This is a genomic window from Pseudomonas canadensis (genome assembly GCF_000503215.1).
GTDB classification, from domain to species: Bacteria; Pseudomonadota; Gammaproteobacteria; order Pseudomonadales; family Pseudomonadaceae; genus Aquipseudomonas; species Aquipseudomonas canadensis.
Window position 1 is genome coordinate 558336 of the sequence record NZ_AYTD01000011.1, and the last position, 14482, is coordinate 572817.

16 protein-coding genes are annotated in these 14482 nt (G+C 60.5%); 8 read left to right on the forward strand and 8 right to left on the reverse strand.

Annotated elements, in window-relative coordinates; translation table 11 throughout:
• The first annotated feature begins 4 nt into the window (after positions 1-4).
• The 4 genes from U367_RS0107670 to U367_RS0107685 all read left to right on the forward strand — a co-directional run bounded on the left by U367_RS0107670 (position 5) and on the right by U367_RS0107685 (position 5702).
• Complete coding sequence (locus tag U367_RS0107670) at positions 5-778, forward strand: 3-hydroxybutyrate dehydrogenase (RefSeq protein WP_028616413.1); 774 nt, start codon at positions 5-7, stop codon at positions 776-778.
• Positions 779-791: 13 nt separating this feature from the next.
• On the forward strand, positions 792-2750 hold the full coding sequence (locus tag U367_RS0107675; RefSeq protein ID WP_028616414.1) for an acetoacetate--CoA ligase: 1959 nt from the start codon (positions 792-794) through the stop codon (positions 2748-2750).
• 135 nt (positions 2751-2885) lie between these two features.
• Positions 2886-5381, forward strand: coding sequence for a hybrid sensor histidine kinase/response regulator (locus tag U367_RS0107680; protein WP_028616415.1), 2496 nt, complete (start codon positions 2886-2888; stop codon positions 5379-5381).
• A gap of 45 nt (positions 5382-5426) precedes the next feature.
• The gene (locus U367_RS0107685; RefSeq protein ID WP_003174397.1) at positions 5427-5702 is read left to right on the forward strand and encodes a peptidylprolyl isomerase; all 276 of its coding nucleotides are present in this window, start codon (positions 5427-5429) and stop codon (positions 5700-5702) included.
• 49 nt (positions 5703-5751) lie between these two features.
• Here U367_RS0107685 and U367_RS0107690 read toward each other — a convergent pair whose 3' ends face one another.
• The 8 genes from U367_RS0107690 to U367_RS0107725 form a co-directional block, all read right to left on the reverse strand.
• Positions 5752-6660, reverse strand: coding sequence for a sugar kinase (locus U367_RS0107690; protein WP_028616416.1), 909 nt, complete (start codon positions 6658-6660; stop codon positions 5752-5754).
• A gap of 111 nt (positions 6661-6771) precedes the next feature.
• Positions 6772-7980, reverse strand: coding sequence for an amino acid deaminase (locus U367_RS0107695; protein ID WP_028616417.1), 1209 nt, complete (start codon positions 7978-7980; stop codon positions 6772-6774).
• Positions 7981-7989: 9 nt separating this feature from the next.
• Entirely contained in the window at positions 7990-8754 is a 765-nt protein-coding gene (locus tag U367_RS0107700; RefSeq protein WP_016976583.1) for an IclR family transcriptional regulator, read from the reverse strand.
• Positions 8755-8905: 151 nt separating this feature from the next.
• A complete protein-coding gene (locus U367_RS0107705; protein WP_010210958.1) occupies positions 8906-9295 on the reverse strand; it encodes a RidA family protein in 390 nt (129 codons plus the stop codon).
• A gap of 15 nt (positions 9296-9310) precedes the next feature.
• Positions 9311-10093: an amino acid ABC transporter ATP-binding protein gene (locus U367_RS0107710; protein WP_016976585.1), complete on the reverse strand. Its 783-nt coding sequence runs from the start codon at positions 10091-10093 to the stop codon at positions 9311-9313.
• A complete protein-coding gene (locus tag U367_RS0107715; RefSeq protein WP_016976586.1) occupies positions 10090-10752 on the reverse strand; it encodes an amino acid ABC transporter permease in 663 nt (220 codons plus the stop codon). Before U367_RS0107715 ends, U367_RS0107710 begins: the two co-directional genes overlap by 4 nt.
• A gap of 11 nt (positions 10753-10763) precedes the next feature.
• On the reverse strand, positions 10764-11426 hold the full coding sequence (locus tag U367_RS0107720; protein WP_028616418.1) for an amino acid ABC transporter permease: 663 nt from the start codon (positions 11424-11426) through the stop codon (positions 10764-10766).
• 51 nt (positions 11427-11477) lie between these two features.
• Positions 11478-12326: a transporter substrate-binding domain-containing protein gene (locus U367_RS0107725; protein WP_028616419.1), complete on the reverse strand. Its 849-nt coding sequence runs from the start codon at positions 12324-12326 to the stop codon at positions 11478-11480.
• Positions 12327-12658: 332 nt separating this feature from the next.
• Here U367_RS0107725 and U367_RS0107730 point away from each other — a divergent pair, with 332 nt between their 5' ends.
• The 4 genes from U367_RS0107730 (at position 12659) to U367_RS0107745 (ending at position 14481) form a co-directional block, all read left to right on the forward strand.
• Positions 12659-12907: a hypothetical protein gene (locus tag U367_RS0107730; RefSeq protein WP_028616420.1), complete on the forward strand. Its 249-nt coding sequence runs from the start codon at positions 12659-12661 to the stop codon at positions 12905-12907.
• Positions 12908-12982: 75 nt separating this feature from the next.
• On the forward strand, positions 12983-13336 hold the full coding sequence (locus U367_RS0107735; RefSeq protein ID WP_028616421.1) for a thioredoxin family protein: 354 nt from the start codon (positions 12983-12985) through the stop codon (positions 13334-13336).
• A gap of 41 nt (positions 13337-13377) precedes the next feature.
• Positions 13378-13599: a hypothetical protein gene (locus U367_RS0107740; RefSeq protein WP_028616422.1), complete on the forward strand. Its 222-nt coding sequence runs from the start codon at positions 13378-13380 to the stop codon at positions 13597-13599.
• Between the two features lie 138 nt (positions 13600-13737).
• Complete coding sequence (locus U367_RS0107745; RefSeq protein WP_028616423.1) at positions 13738-14481, forward strand: hypothetical protein; 744 nt, start codon at positions 13738-13740, stop codon at positions 14479-14481.
• Position 14482 lies beyond the last annotated feature (1 nt).

A 14482-nucleotide genomic window follows, 5' to 3' on the forward strand; every position in this document is an offset into this window, starting at 1 on the left:
TTTCATGACGACATTGAACGGCAAGACCGCCCTGGTCACCGGCTCCACCAGCGGCATCGGCTTAGGGATTGCACTGAGCCTGGCCAAGGCCGGCGCCAACCTGATCCTCAACGGCTTCGGCGACGCCAGCGCGGTGATCGCCCAGGTTCAGGCTTTCGGCGGCAAGGTCGGCCATCATCCGGCCGACGTCAGCGACCCGGCGCAGATCGCCGACATGATCGCCTACGCCGAGCATGAATTCGGCGGCGTGGATATCCTGGTGAACAACGCCGGCATCCAACATGTGGCGGCAGTGGAAGACTTCCCGGCGGAGCGCTGGGACTCGATCATTGCGATCAACCTGTCGTCGGTGTTCCACAGCACACGCTTGAGCTTGCCGGGCATGAAAGCCAAGGGCTGGGGGCGTATCGTCAATATCGCCTCGGTGCATGGCCAGGTCGGCTCGGTGGGCAAGGCCGCGTATGTGGCAGCCAAGCACGGCGTGATTGGTTTGACCAAGGTCGTCGGCCTGGAAACCGCTACCAGTAACGTCACCTGCAACGCCATCTGCCCCGGCTGGGTGCTGACGCCGCTGGTGCAAAAACAGATCGACGATCGCGCGGCCACCGGCGTGGACCCGCAGCAGGCGCAGCATGATCTGCTGGCGGAGAAGCAGCCGTCCCTGGAGTTTGTCACGCCGCCGCAATTGGGCGAGCTGGTGCTGTTCTTGTGCAGCGAAGCCGGCAGCCAGGTGCGCGGCGCGGCGTGGAATATCGACGGCGGCTGGCTGGCACAATAACAGGAGGCCCACTATGTCCGAGATCCTCTGGCAACCCTCCCCGGAACGCATCGCCCACACGCGGATGGACCAGTTCCGGCGCTACATCAACGAACGCTACAGCGTGCAGCTCAGCGACTACCCGGCGCTTCACCAGTGGAGCATCGACCAGCGCGCGGATTTCTGGCGGGCGATCGTGACGTACTTCGACGTGCAGTTTCGCAGCCCGCCCACCGCGGTGCTGATCGAAGACACCGAAATGCCCAGCGCCCAATGGTTTCCCGGCGCGACCCTGAACTTTGCCGAGCACCTGTTGCGCCGCCGCGACGATCACCCCGCCGTGGTCGCCCTCAGTGAAGACGGCCAGCGCGAGCAATTGACCTACGCCGAACTGGCCGCCCATGTCGCCGGCCTGCAAAACAGCCTACGGGCGGCCGGCGTGGTCCAGGGTGATCGCGTCGCGGCGTGTATGCCCAATACCTGGCAGACCCTGGTGGGCATGCTTGCCACCACCAGCCTCGGCGCAATCTGGTCGTGCTCATCGCCGGACTTCGGCACCCAGGGTGTGATAGACCGGTTCGGCCAGATCGAACCCAAGGTGCTGATCACCTGCGCCGGATATCGTTATGCCGGCAACGATATCGACCAGACCGCCAAGCTCAATGAAATCCTCGAACGCCTGCCGTCCCTGGAGCAGTTGATCATCGTGCCGTACGCACGCCCCCAAGCAAGGATCGAGGACTATCAGACCCACGCCCGCGTCGCGCTATGGCAAGACTTCTATCAGCCCGGCGGCGAGCCTGAATTCGTCGCGGTGCCATTCGATCATCCGCTGTATATCCTCTATTCCAGTGGCACCACCGGCGTCCCCAAGTGCATCATCCACGGCACCGGCGGCGTGCTGCTCACCCACCTCAAGGAACACGGCCTGCATGCCGACCTGTCCCGCGAGGACTGCCTGTTCTACTACACCACCTGCGGCTGGATGATGTGGAACTGGCTGGTGTCGGTCCTGGCCATCGGCGCCACGGCGGTGCTGTATGACGGTTCGCCGTTTCATCCAGGCCCCGAGCGGCTGATCGACCTGATTGATGCCGAGAAGATCAGCGTGTTCGGCACCAGTCCCAAGTTTCTCGCCACCTTGGAAAAGGCCGGCTTGCAACCGCGCCTGAGCCACAAGTTGAGCAGTCTCAAAGGCTTGATTTCGACCGGTTCGCCACTATCGCCCCAGAGTTACGACTACGTGTACCGCGAGATCAAGGGCGAGCTGTGCCTGTCGTCCATGTCCGGTGGCACCGATATCGTCTCCTGCTTTGTGATCGGCAACCCGGTGCTGCCGGTGCGTCGCGGTGAAATGCAGTGCAAGAGCCTGGCGATGGCCATCGAGGTGTGGGATGAACAGGGCCAGCCGCTGGTCGGCGAAAAAGGCGAGCTAGTGTGCACCCGGCATTTCCCGGCCATGCCCATCGGGCTATGGAACGATCCGGAGCGCAAGAAACTGCTGGCTTCGTATTTCAGCCAGTTTCCCGGCGTCTGGGCCCAAGGGGACTACGCCGAACAGCGCCCCAACGGCAGCCTGCTGATCCACGGGCGCTCCGACGCGGTGCTCAACCCCGGCGGTGTGCGGATTGGCACGGCCGAGATTTACCGCCAGGTGGAAAAAGTCCCACAAGTGCAGGAAAGCTTGGCCATCGGCCAACGCTGGCAGGACGACGTGCGCGTGGTGCTGTTCGTACGCCTCAACGACGGTGTGGAATTGGACGACGCGCTGGAGCAGCAGATACGCCAGGTGATTCGCGCCAACACCACACCGCGCCATGTGCCGGCGAAGATCCTCGCTGTCACCGATATCCCCCGCACCATCAGCGGCAAGATTGTCGAATTGGCGGTGCGCAATGTGGTGCACGGTGAGCCGGTGAAGAATACCGACGCCCTGGCCAACCCGAAGGCGCTGGAGCAGTTCCGCGACCGCCCTGAACTCGCCCGAGGATGAAAGGCTTCAGCCCTGACGCACTCATTTTAAGACAAACCCCGAATGCATGCTATTTTTCGGGGGTAGTCAGCCATTCCCAAGTCACGGGATAATGGGTGTTGTCATCTTTCAAAGCGTTACGCTCAGGGCTTTTTCATGATTGGAACATCCACCGGTAGCGAAGCCGCCGCATTGATTGCGCGGCTGGACTGGGCGCAAAGCCCGCTCGGTGAGACCAGTGGTTGGCCGCAAAGCCTGCGCACCGCCGTGGATATCGTCGTCCACTCGCCGATGCCGATGCTCCTGCTGTGGGGCGACCAACTCACGCAACTCTACAACGACGGCTTCGCCCAGTTGGCCGGCAACAAACATCCTGAAGCAATGGGGCAGCCGACGCATCAGACCTGGCCGGAGCTGGAAGGCTTTACCGCGCCGATCTATGACGCCGTACTCAGCGGCCAGGTGCGCACCTTCAGCGAGCAGCGTTTCGTGCTGCAGCGCAACAATCGCGACACGGAAATCTGGCTGGACCTGACCTACAGCCCGATCCGCGATGAAAGCACCCGAGTGGCCGGCATCCTCGTCACCGCCATCGAAACCAACGAACGCCGCAGAGCCCAGCACAACACCGAGCAACGCTTGCAGTTGGCCCTGGCCGCCACCGACGCGGTAGGCACCTGGGATTGGGATATCGGTGAAGACCGCTTTATCGCCGACGCGCATTTCGCCTACCTGCACGGCGTCAACCCCAGCGATGCGCGCCTGTTGCCGATCAGCGACTACCTGCACGGGGTACACCCTGAAGACCGTGGCATGGTGGCGCGCAGTATCAAGCACTGCATCACCTTCGGCACCGAGTACGCCGAGGAATACCGCCTGTTGCAGGCCGATGGCCAGATACGCTGGGTGTTCGCCCGTGGCCGCTGCTACAAGGATCATCAAGGTCGGCCGACACGGTTCCTCGGGGCCGCGCTAGACCTGACCGAGCGCAAACACACCGAACAGGCCCTGCGCCAGAGCCAGACCGAGTTGCAGCTGATCATCAACGCCATGCCGGTGCTGATCGGTTACGTCGACCATGAACAGCGCTTTCGCCTGAACAACAGCGCGTACCTGGAGTGGTACGGCATGACGCCCCAGGAGCTGTACGGCAAGACCATCCGCGAAGTACTCGGCGACGAGGTGTATGCCGGACGTGAAGACAAGATCGCCGCCGCGCTCAAGGGCAAGGCGTGCAGCTTCATGACCATTACTCCGCACCACGACGGCCGCCCACGCCACGCCTTGATGAAGTACCTGCCGCGCTTCAGCACTGACGGCTCGGTGAATGGTTTCTACATTTTTGTGATCGATGAGACTGAACGCAAACTCACCGAAGAAGCCCTGCGTCACCTCAACGAAAACCTTGAAGAACGCGTAGCCCAACGCACCCAGGCCCTGGCCGAAGCCAACCAGCGCCTGCAAAACGAGATGTACGAGCGCGAGCGCGCCGAAGATGCACTGCGCCATGCGCAGAAGATGGAGGCCGTCGGCCAGCTCACCGGCGGCATTGCCCACGACTTCAACAATATGCTCACTGGCATCATCGGCAGCCTGGACCTGATGCAGCGTTATATCGCTGCCGGGCGCAGTGACGAGATCGGTCGTTTTACTGACGCGGCGGTGTCCTCAGCCCATCGCGCCGCCGCCCTCACCCACCGTTTGCTGGCGTTCTCGCGCCGACAGTCGCTGGACCGGCGCCCGCTGGATCCGAACCAGTTGGTCGCCTCGCTGGAAGACTTGTTCCGGCGCACCAAAGGCGCGCACATCGCGCTCAAGGTACAACTGGGCCACGACATCTGGCCGGTGAACACCGACGCCAGCCAACTGGAAAACGCTCTGCTCAACCTGGTGATCAACGCCCGCGACGCCATGCCCGACGGCGGTGAAATCCTGATAGAAACCGCCAATAGCTACCTGGACGGCACCGACATCGCCACCCTTGAACCGGTCAAGGCTGGCGACTACGTGATGCTCGGTGTGTGCGACAACGGCACCGGCATGGCACCGAAGATTCTGGCCAAGGCTTTCGATCCCTTTTTCACCACCAAGCCCATCGGCCAAGGCACCGGCCTGGGGCTGTCGATGATCTATGGCTTTGCCCAACAGTCCGGCGGCCACGTGACCATTCATAGCGAACCGGGCCAGGGCACCTGCGTGCGTCTGTACCTGCCGCGCCTGTATGGCACTGCACTGGAAAGCAGTTTGCCCGCCAGCCTCGGTGAAGCCCCGGTGGCCCTGGCCGGTGAAGCCGTGGTGGTGGTCGAAGACGACCCGGCGGTGCGCATGCTGGTGGTCAATGTGCTCGATGAACTGGGCTACACGGCCCACCAGGCGGCGGATGCACGGGCGGCACTGCCGCTGCTGGAGTCGGATTTGCGTGTGGACTTACTGGTCACCGATGTCGGACTGCCGGGCATGAATGGCCGGCAACTGGCAGAGATCGCACGCCAACACCGCCCTGGACTGCGCGTATTGTTCATGACCGGTTACGCGGAAAAAGCCGCTGAGCGCCAGGGCTTTCTGGAGGACGGCATGGACATGGTGGCCAAGCCGTTTTCCATCGACCTGCTGGCCACGAAAATCCGCAGCATGATCAGCGTGGTTGAATGAGTTCAGGCATAATCGCGCGCCGTTGCACGTACCTGGTAGAGATCAATGAAAGCCCAAGCCCGTCATATCCTGGTGAAAACCAGCGAAGAAGCCGAACAACTCAAGCAGCGCATCGCCAAGGGCGAAGCCTTTGATGTGCTGGCCAAGAAGTACTCCACTTGCCCGTCCGGCAAGCGCGGCGGCGATCTGGGTGAAGTGCGGCCAGGGCAAATGGTGGGGGCGATTGATGCGGTGATCTTCAAGAAGCCGGTGAAGGTGGTTCACGGGCCGATCAAGAGCAAGTTCGGGTATCACCTGGTGCAGGTGTTCTACCGCGATTGATCAACACCCCTCTGTAGGAGCCGGCAAGCCGGCTGCTACAGAGGCGGTGTCAGGCTTGGGGAATGAGTGCGCCGGGTACTTGGATGACCCGACTGGCCAGCCGATGCCCGGCCAGCGCAGCTTCCTCCGGCGAGCCACCCTTGAGCCGGCTGGCCAAATACGCCGCACTGAACGAATCCCCCGCCGCTGTCGTATCCACCACCTTTTCCACCTTCAGCGCCGGCACGGCAAAGCGCTCGCCCTTGCAACGAATCAGGCATTCATCCGCCCCACGCTTAAGCACCACCTCTTCAATCCCCGGATACGCCGCGAACACTTGTTCACTGTCGGCATAACCAAACAACGCACGCTCGTCATCTTCGGTCAACAAGGCGATATCCACCTCGGCCAAGACACGGTGATACGCCGTGCGGGCCGCTTCAACACTGGCCCAAAGACGCGGCCGATAGTTGTTGTCGAACACCACCTTGCCCCCTCGCCGACGGGTCTCGACCAAGGTTTGCAGCAAACGCTCACGGCCGATGTCACCCAACACCGCCAGGGTGATGCCGCTGAAATACACCACGTCGTAGTCCGGCAAAGCGGCCAGGATCGGCTCGGCGGCGGGCGTGGTGAAACAGTCACGCACAGCGGCTTCGTTGCGCCAGTAGAGAAATTTTCGTTCGCCATTGGCGTCGGTCTGGATGCAGTACAAACCCGGCAAACGTCCAGGCAAGTGCTGGACCATGCCCAGGCCCAGGCCTTCCTGCGCCCATTGCTGACACATGGCATCGCTGAAGCTGTCATCGCCCAGGGCAGTGACGTAGTCGACGTGGCCGGTAGCGCCCAGTTCGCGGCGCAGGTACACCGCCGCGTTCAAGGTGTCGCCACCGAAGCTCTGGTGCAGGCTGCCGTCAGCGCGGTGTTGCAGTTCGATCATGCATTCGCCGATCAGGGCGATGCGGGGTTGGGTGGTCATGGCGATTATCTCGGTTGGGGCTGATGGCCCCTTCGCGAGCAAGCCCGCTCCCACATTTGGAATGCATTTCAAGTGTGGGAGCGGGCTTGCTCGCGAAGGGAGCGACGCGGTCTAGAAGCAGGTATGCAAACTCTCGATCACCTGCAACTGCTCATCCACCAGGCAGCCGACTTGCCACTTGTCAAACGTCAAACAAGGGTGGGATGTGCCAAAGGAAATGATGTCGCCAATACGCAATTCAACCCCCGGCGCCACGCTCATGAACGCATGTTGGTCCATCACCGCCGTGACCTTGCACTCGCCCACGTCATCACCTTGCGCCGGCAAAATTCCGGCCTTGTAGCGTTTGAGTGGCACCGGCAAACCAGCGTCGTAGGCCACGTCGCGCTTGCCCAGGGCGATCACCGCAAAACCCGGCTCGGGCAACGATTGCACATGGGCCCAGACTTCCAGGGCCGGGCGCAGGCCTTCGCTGAGGTCGCTGCGACGGTCTAGCACGCAGCACTGCGCCTCTTTGTAGATACCGTGGTCATGGGCCACGTAGCTGCCGGGGCGCAATACGCTGAGGAAGCGGCCAGCAGCGTTCTGTTCTTCAAACGACTCGGCAATCAGGTCGTACCAGGCCGAACCCGACGCCGTGACGATGGGCTTGGGCAGGTCGAAAGAACCGTTGTTCTGCAGGTCCACGGCCAGGCGCACCAGGCTGGCGGCGAAGGCGCGAATGCCGCTGATCGCATGCTCGCCATGGATCACGCCTTCGTAGCCTTCGATACCGGTGAGGGCCAGGGCCGGCTGGGCCTTGATCGCCTTGGCCAGGTCACGCACTTCCTGCTCGCTGCGACAGCCGCAACGGCCGCCGACCACGCCATATTCGATCATCACGTTCAGGCGCAGGCCACGGGCGGCGAAGAACAGACCCAGGTCAGCAACGTTGTCCGGGTGATCGACCATGCAGTGGAAGTCGAAGTCCGTGTCGGCCAACAGATCAGCGATCAACGCCATGTTCGGCGCGCCCACCAGTTGGTTGGCCATCAGCACGCGACGCACGCCACCGGCATAAGCGGCGCGAGTCTGCACCGCGTTGGCCAGTGTAATCCCCCAGGCACCCGCTTCGATCTGGCGCTGAAACAGCGCCGGCATCATGCTGGTCTTGCCATGGGGCGCCAGCTCGGCGCCGCTCTTGCTGACGAAGTCCTGCATCCAGCGGATGTTGTGTTCCAGGGCGTCACGGTGCAGTACCAGAGCGGGCAGGCTGACGTCACGGACCAGGTGGGCCCCGACGGCGGCGGCGCCCTTTTCAACGGCATTGATGGCAGACATGGAAAACTCCTATTCGTTGATACGCCGGGCCAGGTTGTTGGCGCTGTCGATCAACACCCGGCGATAGTCGTTGTAGTTTTTTGTGGCATCGGCGCGTGGGGCGACGATACACAGCGTCGCGATGCTGATGCCTTGCGCGTCCCGCACCGGGGCGGCAAAGCAGTGGGTAAAGGTGTCGGCAACGCTGTCGAAGGAGAAGAAGCCATCGAGGGTGGCCTGACGGATTTGCGCCAGGAAGGTCTCCAGCGGCAGGCGCTGACCGTCCGGCAGGATGAAGTCGTCGTGATCGATCAGGTCGATGATCTGCTGGTCGCTCAAGTGCCCCAGCAACAGGCGCCCGGAAGCGGTCCACGGGATCGGCGCGTTTTCGCCAATGTCCGAGGAGATACGGAAATGCCGCTCGCCTTCACGCATCAGCGCCACCGTGTATTTGCGCCCGTTGAGCAGGCACATCTGCGCGGTTTCGTGGGTCTGGCTGACGATTTCCTGCAAGGCGTGATCGGCCTCGCGGGTCAGGTCGAAATGGCGCAGGTGCGCCTGGCCGAGAAAATACAGCTGGCGGCCGAGGTAGACGTGACCGTCCTTGCCCACCGTTTCCAGGATGCGCCGCTCAAGCAGCGACGCAACCAGTTCATAGACAGTGGACTTGGGGCTGCCGATGCCGCTGGCAATATCATTCGGGCGCAGGGGCTGGCCGATTTCCTTGAGGAAATCGAGGATATCGAATGCACGGTCCAGGCCTTTGGCGCGGCGTTTGATGGTGTCTTCGGTCATGGCAATCATCTGTCCCAAGTTGGTTGAGGCCCCTGTAGGAGCGAGCTTGCTCGCGAAAAACCCAAGGACAACGCATTCATCCAGACTACGCGCGTCATCGTTGACGATCTTCGCGAGCAAGCTCGCTCCTAGAGAGAAAGCGGCGGGCAATTTAGCCTTTTTTCTTGTACGCCACGCAATCGATCTCGACCTTGCAATCGACCATCATATTGGCCTGCACGCAGGCCCGCGCCGGAGCGTGTTCCGGGGTGAAGTATTCGCCGAACACTTTGTTGAAGCTCCAGAAGTCCCGCGGGTCTTCCAGCCACACGCCGACGCGCACGACATCCTTCAATTCGTAACCCGCTTCTTCGAGGATCGCCACCACGTTGCGCATGGTCTGACGGGTCTGTTCGATGATGCCCCCAGTGATGATTTCGCCGTCCACCGCAGGCACCTGGCCTGAGACGTACAACCAACCATCGGCTTCCACCGCACGGGCGAACGGACGGGGTTGGCCACCGCCGGCTGTGCTACCGGCACCGTAACGAGTAATGCTCATAAAAAAGGCTCCTGATTAAAAACGAATGTTCTTGAGAAATTCCGCCAGGCGCGGCGATTGCGGGCGTTCGAAGATGTCCTTCGAGGTGCCCTGTTCTTCAATGCGGCCCTGGTTCATGAAAACGATCTTGTCCGAGACTTCATAGGCAAAGCGCATTTCGTGGGTGACCAGCAACATGGTCATGCCCTCCTCCGCCAGGCCCTTGATCACGCTGAGCACTTCGCCCACCAACTCGGGGTCGAGGGCCGAGGTGACTTCGTCGAACAGCATCAGGCTGGGGTTCATGGCAATGGCGCGGGCAATCGCCACACGCTGTTGCTGGCCGCCGGACAGTTGGCCGGGGAAGTGGTTGCGACGCTCTAGAAGTCCTACGCGGTCCAGCCATTTTTCCGCCAGCGCAACGGCTTCGTCCTTGCCCATTTTCTTGACCTTGAGCAAGCCGAGGGTAACGTTCTGCAACGCAGTCAAATGGGGGAAAAGGTTGAATTGCTGGAACGCCATGCCCGTCATCGCACGGTGCTGCGCAATGACGCGCTCAGGGTGGCGCACGCGCTTGCCGGCGATTTCGCTGTAACCGATGGACTCGCCATCCAAGGTGATTTGGCCGCCCTGGAACTCTTCCAGCAGGTTGACGCAACGCAACAGTGTGGTCTTGCCCGAGCCGCTGGAGCCGATCAAGGTCACCACGTTGCCGCGCTGCATGGACAGGTCAACGCCCTTGAGCACTTCCACCTGGCCGTATTGCTTACGCAGGCCACGGATGTTCAGCAGCGGTTGGTTGGTGTGAGGTTGGTTCATGGCAAGGCCACCCGCTTTTCAATGTAGCGCCCGAATAACTCGATGGCGTAGTTGATGACAAAGAACATAAAGCCTGCGAACAGGTAGAACTCCAGGGTCATGAAGGTGCGCGCGATCACTTGCTGGGTACTGAGCAGCAACTCGGCCACGCCGATCACCGAGAGCAAGGTCGAGGCCTTGACGATTTCCGTGGAGGAATTGACCCAGGTCGGCAAAATCTGGCGCAGCGCCTGGGGCAGCAGCACATAGCCCAGGGACTGGTAGAACGTCAGGCCGATGGCCTTGCCCGCTTCCAGTTGCCCACGGGGAATGGCTTGCAGCGCGCCGCGCACGATCTCGGAGACGTGAGAACCGCAGAACAGCGTCAACCCGACCGCACCGGCCTGGAACGCGGTGATCTGCCAACCGAGCGCCGGCAGCATGTAGAAACACGCCAGCACCAGCACGAACACCGGCGTGCCACGGATCAGGTCGACATACAGACGAAACGGTGCACGCATCCAGAACTTGCCGTAGGTCAGGATCAACCCGGCGACAATGCCGATCAGGGTGCCAAAGATAATCGCCAACGCAGACACATAAACACTGGCTTGAAAGCCCGCCCAGAGGGTATCCCGGGCGATCCACAACTCATGCAGCCAGCTGGGGGATTCGTACATGGAAACCTCGCTTAACGACGGATCGCCAGACGCTGTTCCAGGTAACGGAGCAGCATGGCAATGAGGTAACAGGCAGCCACGTAGAGCGCCGTCGTGACCATCCAGGTTTCAATAACCCGGTAGCTTTCGACGTTGATCTTGCGGGCGTAATAGGTCAGCTCCGGCACCGCGATAGCAGCGGCGAGCGAGGTGTCCTTGAACAGCGAAATGAAATTGTTCGACAGCGCGGGCAGCACATTGCGCAGCATCACCGGTACGGTGATGTAGGCGCGGATACGCCATTCGCCCAGACCGATAGCCAACCCGGCTTCCCGCAGGCCCTTGGGAATGTTCAACAGCCCGGCGCGGAACACTTCGGTCAAGTAGGCACCCGCGTACAGCGACAAGGTGATGATGAACGACGGGATCTTGTCCAGACGGATCCCGAGACTGGGCAACGCAAAGTAGATCAACAGGATCAACACAAGGATCGGCGTATTGCGCACCACCGTCACGTACACCGAGGCGAAGATCCGCAACGCACGGTGCTTGGAGAGCATGGCAAACGCCATCATCAGGCCGATCACACAGCCGATGGCAATCGACAGCAGCGCCAGCTCAAGGCCCAGGCCGAGCCCCGCCAGCAAGCTGGGGAAGTCGCGCCACACGGCGGCAAAGTTCAACTGATAGTTCATGGTCAGCAGTACCTGATTGGGGCGCCGTCAGCGACGCCCCAGGTTTTCGATTTACTTGAACTCAACCGGGAAGCCGATCGCGGGTTCCGGCAGGTCGACACCGAACCATTGCTTGAACGAGGCCTTGTAGGTCGGGAACTCGACACCGGTCATGGCTTCATGCAGCGCGGTGTTGACGAAGTTCAGCCAGTCCTGGTCGCCACGCTTGACGGCGCACGCATAGGTCTGCGGGCTCCAGGCGTACGTCGGGCTGCGGTAGCGGCCTGGGTTCTGCACCATCAGGTATTTGACCGAGGACTGGTCGGTGGCGGCGGCATCGGCGCGACCGGAGTTCACGGCCTGATACATCAGGTCGACGCTGTCGTATTGGTCGACCTTGGCCTTGGGCAACGCCTGGTGCACCAGCTCTTCGGCATACACGTTTTGCAGCACAGCCACGGTGACGCCGTCGCCGCCAGCCTGCAGGTCTTCAATCTCTTTGTACTTGCTGTTGTTCGGCAGCAGCAGGCCCACGCCTTCGCGGTAGTACGGCAGGGTGAACGCGACCTGCTGGGCACGGCTGGCGGTGACGGTAATGAACTGGCAACTCATGTCGACCTTGTCGGTCAGCAGGTTGGGAATCCGGGCGTCAGACGACTGCACCACGAACTCGACCTTGCTTGGGTCATTGAACAAGCCCTTGGCCACTATGCGGCCGATGTCGATATCAAACCCTTGCAACTTGCCATCCGCTCCCTGGAAGTGCCACGGCGCATTGGTACTGCCTGTACCCACGATCAAGTGCCCACGCTTGAGCACATCATCGAGCTTGCTGTCCGCCGCCTGCACGATGCTTGCGAGGGAAGCCGATGCGGCGAAGAGAAAAACACACGCTTTAAACACGGAAGGTCGGTGATGCATGACAAGCACTCCAGGAGTTGTGTATTCCGCTATACCGGAACTTAGTATGTAACAACGGAATAGACAGCAGAAAGTGTGCCACACGCGGCAACAGAAAAAAACGACATGGATAAATCTGTGTTAAATCAACTAGATAAAAGATGATGTGCAATAAGGCGTTAAGCCAGCACCTGAAATCACTTTGCTACCCAAGGCCCCACACAGCGGTGACAGACCCAGTTGCGTGCGCTACGACGGCGTTACCGCGCACCGTTGCAGTGCGTCTGGCGCGTTGAAAAATCCCCACGCTGGGCTAGCCTTGGCACATTCATTCCGACAAGGACTCCGCCCTGATGAAGTTCCGCCTCACCCTGGTCTTGCTTTCCTTTCTGGTGGCCGGCAGTGCTTGGGCCAGTAACGACCGCCGCGAATGCAAGGAAGAACTGCGCAAGCTCAACGCAGCCCTGAGCACCAACTACACCAGCCAGAACCACCACGGCTACCGCCAGGCAAAGGCTTCGAGGGACAACCTTGAATACAAGAAATGCGCAAGCCAGGCGCGCAAGGCGCGGGAACGCCTGGAGCGCGATAGCGACCTGTGAAGGTTGACAGTAGACGGCAGTGATTCCTCGACTTAGCGTGGGCAGACACTCGCACTGTCCAGGAGGACCACTATCATGGGAATTGCCACCGCAACCATTACCAACGCCGAGGAATATGAAAAGGTACTGAGTACCTCCCACCCCGTGTTTCTATTGTTCGTTTCAGCTCGCTGCCCTGCGTGCGCAGACACCGGCCCATTGTTCGAACGGATTGCTGCCAGGCATCCCGATATCGTGAGCCTGGTGCTGGACTGCGCAAACACTCCGCAACACCCCCATGTCAAGGGCACGCCCACCTTGTTGGTTTACGTCATGGGCGAACTGATGGAAATTATCGAGGGTTTCTACCCCATTAAAGATCAGGAAAAAACTGTGGAAGAGCTTTTCGACCGCTACGTCCAGCGTCCCCTCTTGCACGGTACGACCTAGCGTCTAAGCTGCTCAAATTAGTCTCAGCCACCAGGTCGGCAATGTTCAAGACCATTGAAGCTGAAGTCTTGGAGAAACGCCCGTCACCCACCTTGCAACTTGAGCTCGCCCAGCATGATTTCGAGCGACTCAAGTCATTCTGCCTGCTGATCTACATCGCGATCATCACATTGGGCACCCGTCCGCTAATCGAAGGCTTGTCGACGGATCTGCACCCCAGCGGGGTGATTCTGACAACGCTTACGTTTCACACGCCCGCATAAACCGATCACGCCCCGTGCGTGATAGACAGCGCATCGAAATGCTTTACCGGGCGGCCACTTACTGGATAATAGCTCAATGCCTTCATTGAGTTAATGTTCGGCACCACCTCTACCGCCTCGATGGATTTTCTTCTGCGTATGGACACTCCTCTGCTTCCGCAAAAACGCCTCAATGCTGCAATCACCAAAGTCATGGCCGGTATCAGCGCAACGCTGGGCGCCATGTGGGCGCTGATCACCTATGTGTTTCCCGATCCCAGCGTGTTCGGCTTTGGCTTTCTCAACTGGAAAAACTTGATTCTGGTGATCAGCGTGTTCCTGTTCCTCGCGGCACTGTCTATTGGCTGGCAGGCGCGTCGCCTGCCGGATGCGATAAAAGGCACGCTTTCGGTGATCCTGGCCGTATTGCTCGCCGGCGGTTTTTTCATTTTGGGCAGTGAGTACGCCAAACCCACTTTCGAATTTGCCCAATCGCAAAAGCTGATGACTGAAAATGACGGCGCCAACCTGTTTGGCAAGCGTATAGAGCTGGTCGACGGTGTACGCATCGAACTGCTGGAGTGTGAGCAGATTGGCCAGGCACCGAGCTGCCTGCTGGAACTGACCAACACCAATGTCGACCGCGAAATGCGCGACCTTAAGCAAAGCACCCTATTTGAAAAAACCGGCGGCTCCCTGGATGTCGAGCAACTGCAGGTCGGCCAATCTAAGTCTGACCAGTGGAACGCATTTGCGCTGGTACGCAATGTGCCGACCCGAGTGACGATGGTGTTCCAGCCCGTGCGCGGGAAGCTGGAGAGCATCCCGGCACTCAAGATCAGGTTTCGCAGCCTCAAGGGTGAGGATAACGTGGTGAAATTCAGTGGCGTGGCGGTTAACTGAG

What these genes read in the sequence shown, in the direction of transcription:
- U367_RS0107670 (WP_028616413.1), top strand. Translation starts at nt 5, where the DNA reads ATGACGACATTGAACGGCAAGACCGCCCTGGTCACCGGCTCCACCAGC.
- U367_RS0107675 (WP_028616414.1), top strand. Translation starts at nt 792, where the DNA reads ATGTCCGAGATCCTCTGGCAACCCTCCCCGGAACGCATCGCCCACACG.
- U367_RS0107680 (WP_028616415.1), top strand. Translation starts at nt 2,886, where the DNA reads ATGATTGGAACATCCACCGGTAGCGAAGCCGCCGCATTGATTGCGCGG.
- U367_RS0107685 (WP_003174397.1), top strand. Translation starts at nt 5,427, where the DNA reads ATGAAAGCCCAAGCCCGTCATATCCTGGTGAAAACCAGCGAAGAAGCC.
- U367_RS0107690 (WP_028616416.1), bottom strand. Translation starts at nt 6,660, where the DNA reads ATGACCACCCAACCCCGCATCGCCCTGATCGGCGAATGCATGATCGAA.
- U367_RS0107695 (WP_028616417.1), bottom strand. Translation starts at nt 7,980, where the DNA reads ATGTCTGCCATCAATGCCGTTGAAAAGGGCGCCGCCGCCGTCGGGGCC.
- U367_RS0107700 (WP_016976583.1), bottom strand. Translation starts at nt 8,754, where the DNA reads ATGACCGAAGACACCATCAAACGCCGCGCCAAAGGCCTGGACCGTGCA.
- U367_RS0107705 (WP_010210958.1), bottom strand. Translation starts at nt 9,295, where the DNA reads ATGAGCATTACTCGTTACGGTGCCGGTAGCACAGCCGGCGGTGGCCAA.
- U367_RS0107710 (WP_016976585.1), bottom strand. Translation starts at nt 10,093, where the DNA reads ATGAACCAACCTCACACCAACCAACCGCTGCTGAACATCCGTGGCCTG.
- U367_RS0107715 (WP_016976586.1), bottom strand. Translation starts at nt 10,752, where the DNA reads ATGTACGAATCCCCCAGCTGGCTGCATGAGTTGTGGATCGCCCGGGAT.
- U367_RS0107720 (WP_028616418.1), bottom strand. Translation starts at nt 11,426, where the DNA reads ATGAACTATCAGTTGAACTTTGCCGCCGTGTGGCGCGACTTCCCCAGC.
- U367_RS0107725 (WP_028616419.1), bottom strand. Translation starts at nt 12,326, where the DNA reads ATGCATCACCGACCTTCCGTGTTTAAAGCGTGTGTTTTTCTCTTCGCC.
- U367_RS0107730 (WP_028616420.1), top strand. Translation starts at nt 12,659, where the DNA reads ATGAAGTTCCGCCTCACCCTGGTCTTGCTTTCCTTTCTGGTGGCCGGC.
- U367_RS0107735 (WP_028616421.1), top strand. Translation starts at nt 12,983, where the DNA reads ATGGGAATTGCCACCGCAACCATTACCAACGCCGAGGAATATGAAAAG.
- U367_RS0107740 (WP_028616422.1), top strand. Translation starts at nt 13,378, where the DNA reads ATGTTCAAGACCATTGAAGCTGAAGTCTTGGAGAAACGCCCGTCACCC.
- U367_RS0107745 (WP_028616423.1), top strand. Translation starts at nt 13,738, where the DNA reads ATGGACACTCCTCTGCTTCCGCAAAAACGCCTCAATGCTGCAATCACC.